General features: G+C 65.6%; 11 protein-coding genes. 5 read left to right on the plus strand and 6 right to left on the minus strand.

Going from position 1 to position 12,250, the window contains the following annotated elements; all coding sequences use genetic code 11:
- Positions 1-46: 46 nt before the first annotated feature.
- Positions 47-706, plus strand: a complete 660-nt coding sequence (locus WDN01_18715; GenBank protein MEJ0028063.1) for a TetR/AcrR family transcriptional regulator — start codon at positions 47-49, stop codon at positions 704-706.
- Positions 707-734: 28 nt separating this feature from the next.
- On the opposite strand, the gene WDN01_18720 is transcribed toward WDN01_18715, so the two are convergent.
- The 3 genes from WDN01_18720 to WDN01_18730 form a co-directional block, all read right to left on the minus strand.
- Positions 735-1,580 (minus strand): fumarylacetoacetate hydrolase family protein, encoded by an 846-nt coding sequence (locus tag WDN01_18720; protein MEJ0028064.1) that lies wholly within the window; start codon positions 1,578-1,580, stop codon positions 735-737.
- A 162-nt stretch (positions 1,581-1,742) separates the two neighbouring features.
- Positions 1,743-2,516 carry a dienelactone hydrolase family protein gene (locus WDN01_18725; protein ID MEJ0028065.1) on the minus strand — a complete coding sequence of 258 codons (774 nt, stop codon included), beginning with the start codon at positions 2,514-2,516 and terminating at the stop codon, positions 1,743-1,745.
- Positions 2,513-3,715 (minus strand): cytochrome P450, encoded by a 1,203-nt coding sequence (locus WDN01_18730; GenBank protein MEJ0028066.1) that lies wholly within the window; start codon positions 3,713-3,715, stop codon positions 2,513-2,515. The genes WDN01_18725 and WDN01_18730 overlap by 4 nt, the downstream gene beginning before the upstream one ends.
- Before the next feature lie 260 nt (positions 3,716-3,975).
- Here WDN01_18730 and WDN01_18735 point away from each other — a divergent pair, with 260 nt between their 5' ends.
- A complete protein-coding gene (locus WDN01_18735) occupies positions 3,976-5,574 on the plus strand; it encodes an acyl-CoA synthetase (protein MEJ0028067.1) in 1,599 nt (532 codons plus the stop codon).
- Positions 5,575-5,743: 169 nt separating this feature from the next.
- On the opposite strand, the gene WDN01_18740 is transcribed toward WDN01_18735, so the two are convergent.
- Genes WDN01_18740 through WDN01_18750 form a run of 3 tightly spaced genes read right to left on the minus strand, consistent with a single transcriptional unit; the run spans position 5,744 to position 9,203 of the window.
- Entirely contained in the window at positions 5,744-7,351 is a 1,608-nt protein-coding gene (locus tag WDN01_18740) for a cisplatin damage response ATP-dependent DNA ligase (GenBank protein ID MEJ0028068.1), read from the minus strand.
- Positions 7,351-8,364: a ligase-associated DNA damage response exonuclease gene (locus tag WDN01_18745; protein ID MEJ0028069.1), complete on the minus strand. Its 1,014-nt coding sequence runs from the start codon at positions 8,362-8,364 to the stop codon at positions 7,351-7,353. The genes WDN01_18740 and WDN01_18745 overlap by 1 nt, the downstream gene beginning before the upstream one ends.
- A 44-nt stretch (positions 8,365-8,408) precedes the next feature.
- Positions 8,409-9,203, minus strand: coding sequence for a dienelactone hydrolase family protein (locus WDN01_18750; GenBank protein ID MEJ0028070.1), 795 nt, complete (start codon positions 9,201-9,203; stop codon positions 8,409-8,411).
- A 94-nt stretch (positions 9,204-9,297) separates the two neighbouring features.
- Between WDN01_18750 and WDN01_18755 the strand changes: the two genes are divergently transcribed.
- The 3 genes from WDN01_18755 (at position 9,298) to WDN01_18765 (ending at position 12,045) form a co-directional block, all read left to right on the plus strand.
- A complete protein-coding gene (locus tag WDN01_18755; protein MEJ0028071.1) occupies positions 9,298-10,320 on the plus strand; it encodes a polysaccharide deacetylase family protein in 1,023 nt (340 codons plus the stop codon).
- Positions 10,321-10,474: 154 nt separating this feature from the next.
- Positions 10,475-11,221, plus strand: coding sequence for a sugar transferase (locus WDN01_18760; GenBank protein MEJ0028072.1), 747 nt, complete (start codon positions 10,475-10,477; stop codon positions 11,219-11,221).
- The gene (locus WDN01_18765; protein ID MEJ0028073.1) at positions 11,221-12,045 is read left to right on the plus strand and encodes a WecB/TagA/CpsF family glycosyltransferase; all 825 of its coding nucleotides are present in this window, start codon (positions 11,221-11,223) and stop codon (positions 12,043-12,045) included. The genes WDN01_18760 and WDN01_18765 overlap by 1 nt, the downstream gene beginning before the upstream one ends.
- The last annotated feature ends 205 nt before the right edge of the window (positions 12,046-12,250 follow it).

Genomic DNA, 12,250 nt, shown 5'->3' on the forward strand with positions numbered 1-12,250 from the left:
GGATGGCGATTTGGTCTAGCAAATTCCGACCGAAGACGGAGCAAGCTTGGATTCGCTCGAAGGCATAGACGGCGTCCTGCCGGCCAACCAGGCGCGCAGCCGCAACGCCCGCGACCGCCTGCTGCAGGCGGGGGAGAGGGTCTTCGCCAGGCTCGGCTACGACGCGGCGCATGTGAGCGACATCGCCCAGGCCGCGGACTGCTCGGTCGGCAGTTTCTACCGCCGCTTCCGCGACAAGGAGGCCTTCTTCAAGGCGCTGCACCAGCGCTTCACGGAGCGCAATCTCGAAAACGGCGCGCGGTTCTTCTCCATGCCCGAATGGCAGGAGCAGCCGACCAGCGCGATGATCCGCACGCTGATCGGCAATACCGCCCATATCATGCGGCGCAATCACGGCTTCTTCCGCGCCCTGTTCCAGCGCACGCTGGCGGGCGCCGGCGCCGATTACTGGCCGCGCATGCGGGCGGGAACGCAGCGCCAGGGGGAATTGCTCGCCGAATTCCTCGCCGCGCGCGGCGAGGGCGGCCGCGAAGGCCTCGTGCAGGATTGCATCTTCGTGCTGCGCTCGGTGGACGGCTCGATCGTCCACCGCCTCCTCAACGACAGCCCGCCGCTCGACGACGAGGTGGCGATCGACGCGCTGTCGCGCATGGCGCTCGCCTTCCTGGGCATCCCCGATCATGGCAAGCCGGCAAAGCGCAGATGACGCGAGAAGATGTTGCGCCAAGGGCTCTCTAAGGTTCAGCGATCATCTTCGCTTCGATGGCGCCGATCTTGTCGATTTCGACGCGCACCGTATCTCCCGCCTTGAGGAATTGCGGCGGCTTCATCGACTGGCCGACGCCGCCCGGTGTTCCGGTGAACACCATGTCGCCGGGCTCCAGCGTCATCGCCTGGCTGAGATAGGCGATCTGGTCGAAGCAGCTGAAGACGAGATTCTCGGTATTCGAATTCTGCTTGATCTCGCCATTGACGAGGCAGCGGATGCCGAGCGTGTGCGGATCGCCGATCTCGTCGGCGGTGACGATCCACGGTCCGATAGGTGCGTGGGTGTCGAACGACTTTCCCACCAGCCATTGCGCCGTGTGGAACTGCCAGTCGCGCACGCTGACATCGTTGCCGCAGGCATAACCGAAGATCACGCCGGGCGCTTCTTCCTTCGTCACATGGCGGCAACGCTTGCCGATGACGAAGACCAGTTCGGCCTCCCAGTCGATCGCCGACGAAGCCTTGGGGACCTGGATCGGATCGTTCGGTCCGTTCACCGCATTGCCGAGCTTGGCGAACCAGATCTGGCGCTCCGGCGTTTGCGCTCCGCTCTCCTTGATGTGGTCGGCATAGTTGAGGCCGATGGCCATCACCTTCTGGGGCCTGGGCACCGGCGCGCGAAGATGCACGTCCTTGAGGACGTAGTGCGGCGGCTCTTCCTTCACGCGGCGCGCGATCTTTTCCTTGAGCGCGGGCCAGTTCGCGATGAGGGCGATCATGTCGGGCGCGAGGTCGGTCAGCTCGACGATGCCGTCGCCCATGACGGCGCCGATGCGTTCGCCGCCATCGGCGTGAAAGGTTGTGAGTTTCATGTGCCTGCCGCTTTCGGTTTGGTGTTCTTGACGCTTGCCCGGACCAACTTGTGGCGATGGCCGTCGTTGAGAGCGAACGCCGGTGCAGCGATGGTCTCAGACCGCGAGCGTACCCTCGTGCCATTTGCGCCGCCAAGTGAAATCTCGTGCGGCGGCGTACCTCTATTTCAGCGCGGCGGTGAAGAATGCGACCGCGGCCTTGTGGGCATCCCTGGTCGCTTCCGGATTGTGGCGCATGATGACCTTGCCGCCCTTGCCCTGATTGCCGAAGGGGTCGTTCACTTCCATGTCGGCGCCCGGCATGTCGAAGCCGTGATGGCTGTCCGGCATGACTCTCAGCGTGATCCTTGCGGCATCGGCGGCCGCCAGACCGGCCACCAGCTTGGCGGACACCTCCGGATCGTTGTCGTACTGGTCCAGCGCGCCGGTGACGAGGAGCATCGGCGCATCGGCGAGATCGCCGAACTCGAAATTCGGCACCCGGTTCCAGGTCCATGTCGCCGGATAGACCGGCATGAAGGCGCGGAACGCCCCGTCCGCGGCGTGGCGCCGGGTCGCCGCCAGCATGGCCGCGACCCCGCCGAAGGAAAATCCGGCAAGGCCGACGCGCGCCGCGTCGACCGAGGGATGCGCGGCGAGGAAGGCGCGCGCGCCATGGACGTCGGGCAAGGTCTCGACGACGGTCTTCGGCCGCCCGTCCGCGCCGCCCTTCAGATTGCGCGCCGACCACTGGTCCGGCTCCAGGGTGACGAAGCCCGCCTCGTTCAGGACGTCGGCATAGCCGCCCTCACGCCCCGACGGACCGGCGGAGCCGTGCAGCAGGATGACCGCCGGGTGCCTGTCGCCGCCGTCAGCCGGCACGCGTAGCCGCGCGGCGATCGTCAAAGGCTGCGCATGCAACGATCGGAACGCAACATAGTGCAGGGAAACGGTCATGCCGACCGCCCGGCCGGGGCAAAGGTCACGGGCATGGTCTGCGGGCCGGAGATGAAATTCGACGGCAGCCATTTCGGCGGCGCCGCAAGGCGGAAATCCTTCATCCGCGTCAACACCTCGGTCAGCATCGCGTCGATTTCGATGCGCGCGATATGCTGGCCGAGACAGCCATGCGGCCCGGTGCCGAAGGCGATGTGCTCGTTGGGCGCGCGCGCGAGGTCGAGCCTGTCGGCAGCCGAGAACTTCTCCGGGTCGCGATTGGCCGCACCGAAATACATCACGACCTTGTCGCCTTCCTTGAGCCTGCGTCCCGCAAGCTCGACGTCCTGGGTAACGCGGCGGCGCATATAGATCACGGGGCTCGTCCAGCGCAGCAATTCCTCGCGCGCGCTGTGCAGGCGGCCGGGCAAGTCCGCCATCAGCCAGGCACGCTGATCCGGATGGTCGAGCAGCGCCAGCATGCCCGAGGACAGCAGGTTTCGCGTCGTGTCGCCGCCGGCGTCGATCAAAAGGATGAAGAACAGAAGGAACTCGATGTCGTCGAGTTTGCGGCCTTCGACCTCGGCCTGCAGAAGCTTGGTCGCGAGATCGTCCCTCGGTCGGGCGCGCTTTTCCTCGATCACCTTGCGACCATATTCGAACATCTTGAAAACGGCGACGGCGCCTTCCGGCGACGGCGAGCCGCCGGCGGAGGTGTGGATCGCCTCGGTCAGCTTGTAGAGTTCCCGACCGTCATCCAGCGGCAGGCCCATCAGCTCGGCAATGACATAGGACGGCATCTCGCCGGCGACGTCGCTCACGAAATCGCATTCGCCCCGCGCGATCACGGCATCGACGATCTGTCGCGCGAGTTGCTGCATGCGAGGCGCGCGCCCGCCGGAGACGCCTTGCGTGAATTCCTGGCGGATGAGGCGGCGGAACGCCGTATGCTGCGGCGGATCCATCATCAGCATCATCTTATAGGGGCCGAAGCTGTTTGCGCTCTCCGGACTGTCCTCGATCATCACGGTCGGCTCGGACGAGAACGCCCGGAAGTTGCGGTCGACATCGTAGACGTCGCGATAGCGTGTGATCGCCCAATAGCCGGGACCGTTCGGCTCCTGCTGGAAGTGCACCGGATCGTTGGCGCGCAGCCAGTCGTACTGCGTGTGCGGATGGCCGGCGGCGAAGCTGTCGGGGTTCCAGAGGTCGATGTTCATTTCGATCTCTCGATCGGGTGTATGGTCTGCCCGCAAACGATACTTATGATCCGCGTGCCCGCGCCGCGGACCGGACCATCAGGCTCGCGCCGCCGCTTCATTCCCGTTGCCAGCGCCATCGCGTTTTCTCCAGAACCTTTCGATTGTGCTGATATCGCGCGCCAATGCGCAATCGCATTGTTCGCCGCGCATTCCGACACTACATTGCCGCAAAAGGGCGTACGGACGATGTTTCCGCTGCGTCATGCCGGGAGCTGCCTATGCCATGGAATTTCGGTGACATTCTGGACGCCATCGAGCCGGTGCTGCCGCCCGAGGCCCCGGCCTTCGTGCATGGCGAGCGCCGCATCACTTGGGGCGAGACCTCCAAACGCACCAACAATCTGGCGCGGGCGCTGATCGCGCGCGGCGCCAGGCCGAAGGACAAGGTCGCCTTCTACATGCGCAACCGGCCGGAATATTGCGAGACGCTGGCGGCGTCGTTCAAGGCGCGGCTGACGCATGTGAACGTCAACTACCGCTACAAGCCGGACGAGGTGTTCTACATCTTCGACAATTCGGACGCGCAGACGGTGGTTTACGGCTCCGAGTTCCGCGACGTCGTTGCGGAAATCCGTCCGCGGCTGAGCAAAGTGCAAACCTTCGTCGAGGTCGGCGGCGCGCCGTCCGACTTCGCGTCGGACTACGAGACGCTCGCGGGTGAAGGCGACGGCTCGCCGCTCGGAATCGAACGCTCGCCGCGGGACGAGTTCTTCATCTACACCGGCGGCACCACCGGCATGCCCAAGGGCGTCATCTGGGCGCATGACGATCTGCGGGAGACCTCGCTGATCGCGCTGCGCAAGCTGGGACCGGTGCCGGAAAATCTCGAACAGGTCGTCTCGGCCATCAAGCTGATGGGCCCGGGCAACCGGCTGTTGCCGGCCTGTCCCTTGATGCACGGCACGGGCCTGCTGATGGCGCTCTCGACCATCTTGAGCGGCGGCTGCATCGTCACGACGGCGCATCCTTCGTTCAACGCGCACGAGATGTGGGACGCGGTGCAAAAGAACAAGGCGATGACGCTCGTCATCGTCGGCGATGCGTTCGCCAAGCCGATGCTGGCGGCGCTCGACGAAGCGCCCGGGCGCTACGATACGTCGAGCGTCGTGAATATCGTATCCTCCGGCGTGATGTGGTCGCGCGAGGTCAAGAAGGCGCTGCTCGCGCACATGCCACAGGCGATCATGGTCGACAGTTTCGGCTCCTCGGAAGCGGTGGGCTTCGGCACGTCCATGATGACGGCGGCCGGGGAGGTGGCGACCGCGAAATTCCAGATCGGCGACCGCTGCAAGGTGTTCGACGCGGAGGATCGTCCGGTCGAGCCGGGCTCGGGCGTGCCGGGCATCATCGCGATGCCGCAGCCGATCCCGCTCGGCTACTACAAGGATGCGAAGAAGACGGCCGAGACCTTCAAGACCATCGCGGGTGTGCGCTACTCGATGCCGGGCGATTGGTGCGTGGTGGAGGCGGATGGGACGCTGACGCTGCTGGGCCGCGGCAGCGTATGCATCAATACCGCCGGCGAGAAGGTCTATCCCGAGGAAGTCGAGGAGACGCTGAAGCTGCATCCGTCGGTCGAGGATGCGCTGGTGGTCGGCGTGCCGGACGACAAATGGGGCCAGGCCGTGACGGCCGTGGTGGTGGCGAGCGGCGAGATCGACGAGGAAGACCTGCGCGTCCATGTGCGCGAGCGGCTCGCCGGATACAAGACGCCCAAGCGCGTGTTGGTGGCCGGCGTGCCCTTGCGCGCGTCGAACGGCAAGGCGGATTACAAGAGCGCACTGGAATTCGCGAAGCGCGAACTCGGCATCGTCTAGCGGAAAAAGAAAGACCGGGCGCTGGGCCCGGTCTGGCCAAATCCGGCAGGCGCGGTCTTATTGGTAGGTGGCCGATGTCGTGTGGCCGTATGGAAAAAGCCCCGTTGGGCGCACCAGACGCTCAATACGCGAACCATGCAAGGCGCGCCGGGCGAACTAGATAGCGAACCTAGCTTTCGAGCATCTTCTCCAAAGTCGGCAATTCGTCGGCCTCGCGCGCGGGCTTGTCCCAGCGAATGCGGTTGATGCGGGGGAAGCGCATGGCGACGCCCGATTTGTGACGCGTCGAGCGCTGCAGTCCCTCGAACGCGACCTCGAGCACCAGGCCGAAATCCTTGTCGGCGCGGACGCTGCGGACGGGCCCGAAACGTTCGACCGTGTTGTCGCGGACGAATTTGTCGATCTGTTTCAGCTCGTCGTCTGTGAAGCCAAAATAGGCTTTGCCGACCGGCGTCAGCGACCGCGTGCCGTTCGAATCCTCGCGCCACACCCCGAATGTGTAGTCGGAATAGAAGCTGGAGCGCTTGCCGTGGCCGCGCTGGGCATACATCAGCACGGCGTCGATCAGATGCGGGTCGCGCTTCCACTTGAACCAGGGGCCTTTCGGCCGGCCGGCTTCGTAGATCGAATCCCAGCGCTTGAGCATAAGGCCTTCGGCGACCTTCGCGTCGCCCTCGGGCGGGTCGGCGCGCAAGGCCGCGAGTTCGGCCCAGCTTGCGAAGGGCTGCAGGGACGACAGATCGATGCGCGCGGATTTGAGACGCGCGACGAAGGCCTCGAGCCGCTTGCGGCGTTCGGCGAAGGGCAGAGCACGGATATCGTCCGTACCGTCGAGCAACAGATCGTAGGCACGGATGCCTGCCGGGAATTTGGCGATGGTCTTCGGATCGGGGTTCTTGCGGTTCAGCCGCTGCTGCAGATCGCCGAAGCTGTCGATACGGCCGTCGCGCATGACGAGCAACTCACCGTCGATCACGCCTTCGAAGTTCAACGCGGCCATCACATCGGGAAAGGCGTGGCCGATATCGTCGCCGGTTCGAGAGTAGAGCCGCTTCTCGCCGCGCTCGGACGCCGCCTGGACGCGGATGCCGTCCCATTTCCACTCGGCGGCATAGTCCTTGGCATCGTAGCGCGAGAAATCCGTCGCCTCATCGATCGCCTGCGCCAGCATCACGGGGCGGAAACGGGCCGGCGCGTCGGGTGAAGGCTTGTCGCTGCGCTTTTCCAGCCAGGCGAAGAGGTCCTCGTAAGGCGGGCGCTGGCTGTGCCAGACTTCCTCGATCTCCGCGACATCGATGTCGCCCAGATCGGCGAGCGCCTGCTTGGCGAGGCGGGCGGACACGCCGACGCGCAGGCCGCCGGTCAGCAATTTGAGCAGGGCCCAGCGCCCGTCGGCGTCGAGCGCGTCCAGCCAGTCCTCCAGAAGGCGCTGCACCTCGGCGCGGCCGGCGCTGCGCAGCGCGTCTACGACTTCGGGCAGTTCGGGCTCGCGGTTGGCCCCGGGCTTCGCGGGCCAGATCAGCGCCACCGTCTCGGCAAGATCGCCGACGAAATCGTAGGAGAGGGCGAAAAGCTGCGGATCGACGCGCGCTTCCACGGCCTTGCGGATGAAGGCGGGCTTGGCCGCATCGAAGGCGAGCACGCCCGTCAGCGCCGCGAGCGCCCAGCCGCGTTCCGGATCGGGCGCGGCGCGCAGATAGTCGTGCACCAGCGTCAGCTTGGTGTTGCGCGACGGCGTGAAGGCGAGGCTGTCGAGCAGGCGGGCGAAGGCGCGCATCAGTCCTCGCCCTCGTCATCGTCATAGCCCATCAGCGACAGCGCACGCGCCTTGCGGCCGTTCAGTTCGGCCCAGCGCAGCAGCGCTTCCTCCGCGCCATGGGTGACCCAGAGCTCATCGGGTGCGAGTTCGCTCGCGGTGAGCGTGAGTTCGTCCCAGTCGGCGTGATCGGACAGGATCAGCGGCAGCTCGACGCCGCCCTGGCGCGCGCGGGCGCGCACCCGCATCCAGCCCGACGCGAAGCACACCACCGGATCGGCAAAGCGCCGCGACCAGCGGTCTTGCGTGGCGGAAGGCGGCGCAACGACAATGGCGCCGGCGAAATCCTGCTTCTTGCCGACGGTGGCCGGACTGAGCGGTCCGAGATCGACGCCGAAGGATTCATAGAGCGCGTTGATCTTCTCCAGCGCGCCATGGACGAAGATCGTCTTGTCGTATCCGGCTTCGCGCAACAGGCAGATCAGGCGCTGGGCCTTGCCCAGGGCATAGGCCCCGACCAGATGCGTGCGTTCGGGAAACTGCGCGACGGATTTCAGCAGCTTGGCGATCTCGTCGGTATCGGGCGGATGGCGGAAGACCGGCAGGCCGAAGGTGGCTTCCGAAATGAATACGTCGCACGCGACCGGCTCGAAGGAGGGGCAGGTCGGATCGCGGCGCCGCTTGTAGTCGCCGGAGACGACCATGGTCTTCCCGTTCCAGCGCAGCACCGCCTGCGCCGAGCCGAGCACATGGCCGGCCGGGACGAGGCTGACCGAAACGCCATTGATGTCCACGCCGTCGCGATAGGCGAGGGTTTGGGTCGCGGCCGCATAGTCCTCCCCATAGCGCGCCTCCATGACGGCGAGCGTCTCGCGTGTCGCGAGCACCTTGCCGTGACCGGCGCGGGCATGGTCGGCGTGACCATGGGTGATCACGGCGCGATCCACCGGGCGGGTGGGATCGACATAGAAATCGCCCGGCGGGCAATAAAGCCCGGCCGGGGTGGGTTTGAGGAAGTCTTCGTACCGCGCCATGCGGGAAGTTTAACGCGGCACGTCCCAAATCGTCATGGTCGTCCCTATGCCCCCGTCCTTTCCTTGAAGAACGCGATCACACGCTGCTCGGCCCTCTTGGTCGGACCCTCCGGGTCGTCGTCGCGCAGGTTGATCGTCAGCACCGAATGCGCCGCCATTGGGCCGGGGGCGGCGTCCTTGGGATCGAGCTCGATGGCCTCGAACTTGTCGCCGAAGGTCTTCTTATAAGTCTCGAAGCGCTCCGGCTTGACGAAGGGGTCGCCGTGGAAGCGCAGGCCGATCATCGAAAGATTCTCGTCGGCGAAGCGGCGCTTGGCGCAGGCTACTTCGTCCGGCGACACGCCCATTGCCGCCTCGCGCCGCTTGTTGCCGAAGCCAAGCGGCAGCGAGGGCTGCGACAGCACCGGCGCGACCACCGACGGCTCGGTCATCATCGCGAGGGCGAAGTTCCCCGTGAAGCACATGCCGACCGCGCCGACACCCTTGCCGCCGCATTCGCCATGGGCCTTGCGCGCCAGCGCCCGCAGCCAGTCGACGATCGGGCTCGATTTGTCGGTCGCCCATACGCTGAACTCGCGGCTGATGCAGATGCCCTTGAACATCTGGCCCAGACCGTAGAGCGGCGTGGGCGCGCGGCCGGGATGGCCGAACAGGCTCGGCAGATACGCCGTCATGCCGGCCTCCGCGACATGACTGGCGAAGCGCACCACCAGGGGGTGCATGTTCGGCATCTCGTGGATCACGATGACGGCGGGCCCGTTGCCGCGACGGTATACCGGGCGTGTCCAGCGTCCGTCGCTGAAATCGAACGGCGTATAGTCCTTCAGAACATCGTTCACCACTGTCCCCCCGATAGTCCTGGCGCGCACCTTAGCGTTAAGAACCGGTAAGCGCATTAATTCCGGCGTAAGGCTTGCACGCCATGATTGGCGCATGAGCCGTTTTGGACAGATCGCGCGTGGGCTCGGCCGGTTCATTCCGGCCGATGCGGTGCGCGCGCTCGGCCGGCCGGCCGCGGTGTTCTTCCATGGCGTCGAGCACGCGACGATCGATCCGCGGCTTCAGGAAAATCATCACGAGACGGCCGAATTCACGGCGATCGCCCGCCGGCTGAAGGCTGATTTCGACGTCCTGCCCCTTACGGCACTGACCGACGTATTGAACCAGCCCGACCGCCATCCGCGCGCCCTCTTCCTGATGTCGGATGACGGCTACGCCAACACCCTGACGGTCGCGGCCGATATTCTCCAAGATATGGGCCTGCCCTGGACGCTGTTCGCCAGCACCCATCACATAGACACCGGCGCGCGCAATCCGATTTTCCTGGCCCGGCTCTTCGCCTTCAAGGCGCCGGCCGGCAGCTATGCGATCCCGCACCTGCCGCGGCCGCTCGTGCTCGGCGATGAGCGGGGCGCCGTCGCGGATCGCATCGTCTGGCAGCTCCGCGCCTTGGATATGGCGAGCGCCCAGCAGGCGGTCGATGCGATGACCGCGCAATTCGAGCCCAAGGTCCTCGAGGGATTGCTGGCGACGTTCGACTCCGAGCGGTTTCTGACCTGGGACCAGGTCCGCGAGCTCAAGCGCCGCGGCGTCGGGATCGGAGCGCACGCGCATCGTCACTGGCCGATGAACGCATTCCAGACGCCATCGATGCTGCGCGAGCAGGCGACGCGTTCCCGGGCGCGCATCGAGGCCGAGGTCGGTCCCTGCCGCCACTTCTCCTATCCCTTTGGAAACAAGGGAGATATTTCCAAGACGGCGTGGCATTCGGTGCGCGACGCCGGCTATGACCATGCCTTCACGACCCTCGCCGGCACGCTCGACGCCCGGGCCAATCCCTTCCTTCTGCCGCGTTTCGGTATCGAGGCGCGGGCCCCGCACCTGACGGCGCAGATATCCTTGCTGCGTGCCGGAAATCCCCGCGTCGCACGCTGGCAGCAGGAGCTGGCCGGCTAGTCTCCATGCGGGACGCCATCCGTTCCTGGCGTCCCAGCCTTAACCGGTCTTAAGCCTGGACGGCACATTTGTGTGCCGGTTTGAGACAAACCGCTGGCCGGGTCCCTGGCGCGGCCGATGCAGCCCTCCATTCGGACGCAAATGAGGGCCGGCCGTGAGCCTGCAGCAGCAATTCGCCGAAGATCTGACCGCCGCGCATTCCGCCGCCGACGTGCTGTGGGTCGCCTCGAACGACATCGCCTCCGCCTTCGGGCTTTCGTCCGACGCGATGTGGCGCACCCCCGCCAACGGCAATACGTGCCCGACGGCGCTGCAGCCCGTCCTCAAACGGCTGCTCGATCTTGCCGTCGCGCTTTTTCTTCTCGTCCTCTGCGCGCCGCTTTTCGCGATGCTGGCGGCGATCGTGCGGCTGGATACAGGCGGTCCGATCCTTTTCCGCCAGACACGGCTGGGCCAGGGCGGCAAGCCCTTCGACATTTTCAAGTTCCGCACGATGACCGTGATGGAGAATGGCGACACGGTCGTCCAGGCGAAGCAGGACGACGTTCGCGTCACGCGCAGCGGCAAGTGGTTGCGCGCGACGAGCCTCGACGAGCTGCCCCAGCTGCTCAACGTCATCGCGGGGGACATGTCGCTGGTGGGCCCGCGCCCCCATGCCCGCGCCCATGACCTGCACTATGCCGGATTGATCGCGAACTACACGCTGCGCCAGGACGTCAAGCCGGGCATCACCGGCTGGGCCCAGATCAACGGGCATCGCGGCGAAACGCCGACGGTGGGGACGATGCGCTCGCGGGTCGACCTCGACATATTCTATGCCCGCAATGCGAGCCTGGCGCTCGATCTGTTGATCCTGGCGCGCACGCCCCTGGCGGTGCTGTCGGCGAGGAATGCACACTGATGAGCGTTGCACTCAGAACCCAGGTCAAGGTCTTGGTCGAGCGCCGCGCGATCCCGCGCCCCGCCAATGACGACCACTATGTCGAAGCGGTCATCGGCGGTATCAAGACGGCGTGCGTCACGCGCGCGCAGCTCGCCAACCTCATGGTCAACGATTGCTTCTCGGCGCGCCGCACCAAGCGGGCGCCGAAGCTCGTCTTCGCCTCCAACGGCCATGCCATCGCGCTGGTCGCCACGGACGCGAAATTCCGCAAGACGTTCCAGGCCGCCGACATCGTGCATGCCGACGGTCAGCCGGTGGTGATCGCCTCGCGCCTGTTCGCGAGCGCACATGTGCCGGAGCGCAGCGCCACCACCGACTTCATCCACGATGCGGCGAAGACGGCCGCGGCGCATGGGCTCAAGGTCTTCCTGCTCGGGGCGACCGAGACCGTTAATGCGCACTGCGCCGACATCCTGCGCTTCAGCTATCCCGATCTCGAGATCGTGGGCCGCCGCAACGGCTATTTCCGCCGCGACGAAGAAGCGGCGATCTGCGAGGCGATCAACCGGTCCGGCGCCGATATCGTGTTCGTGGGCCTGGGTGTTCCGCTGGAATACGATTTCTGCGTGCGCAACAAGGATCGCCTGCGCGCCGGCTGGGTCGTGACCTGCGGCGGCTGCTACAACTTCGTCACCGGCGACTACACGCGCGCGCCGCAATGGATGCAGAAATCTTCGCTCGAATGGCTTTATCGCCTCGCGCGCGAACCCAAGCGCCTGTTCTGGCGCTACGCCGTGACCAATACGCTGGCGCTGTTCCTCATGCTGACGCGCACGGCGTAAGAAGTTCCACCCTCCCTGAGGCAGGGTCGAAATTCGCGAAGTGAAAGTCGCGGCGACAACGCTGCGATTTTTGTCCCTCTTTCGAGAAGGTCAGGCGTCTCGCACGCCTTTTTTCGCTCATCTCATTGCACTATTTTTCTCGGCGCGCGCCGCCAAACTGGCCTCGCGCTTGCAATCGTTCGGACAGTTGCCTCAACAGAAAGCA

The sequence above is a fragment of the Rhizomicrobium sp. genome (assembly GCA_037200985.1).
In the GTDB taxonomy this organism is placed as follows: domain Bacteria; phylum Pseudomonadota; class Alphaproteobacteria; order Micropepsales; family Micropepsaceae; genus Rhizomicrobium.

Excerpts from the sequence above, each read along its gene's own strand:
- WDN01_18720 (MEJ0028064.1), bottom strand. The coding sequence starts at position 1,580 with ATGAAACTCACAACCTTTCACGCCGATGGCGGCGAACGCATCGGCGCC.
- WDN01_18725 (MEJ0028065.1), bottom strand. The coding sequence starts at position 2,516 with ATGACCGTTTCCCTGCACTATGTTGCGTTCCGATCGTTGCATGCGCAG.
- WDN01_18730 (MEJ0028066.1), bottom strand. The coding sequence starts at position 3,715 with ATGAACATCGACCTCTGGAACCCCGACAGCTTCGCCGCCGGCCATCCG.
- WDN01_18735 (MEJ0028067.1), top strand. The coding sequence starts at position 3,976 with ATGCCATGGAATTTCGGTGACATTCTGGACGCCATCGAGCCGGTGCTG.
- WDN01_18740 (MEJ0028068.1), bottom strand. The coding sequence starts at position 7,351 with ATGCGCGCCTTCGCCCGCCTGCTCGACAGCCTCGCCTTCACGCCGTCG.
- WDN01_18745 (MEJ0028069.1), bottom strand. The coding sequence starts at position 8,364 with ATGGCGCGGTACGAAGACTTCCTCAAACCCACCCCGGCCGGGCTTTAT.
- WDN01_18755 (MEJ0028071.1), top strand. The coding sequence starts at position 9,298 with ATGAGCCGTTTTGGACAGATCGCGCGTGGGCTCGGCCGGTTCATTCCG.
- WDN01_18765 (MEJ0028073.1), top strand. The coding sequence starts at position 11,221 with ATGAGCGTTGCACTCAGAACCCAGGTCAAGGTCTTGGTCGAGCGCCGC.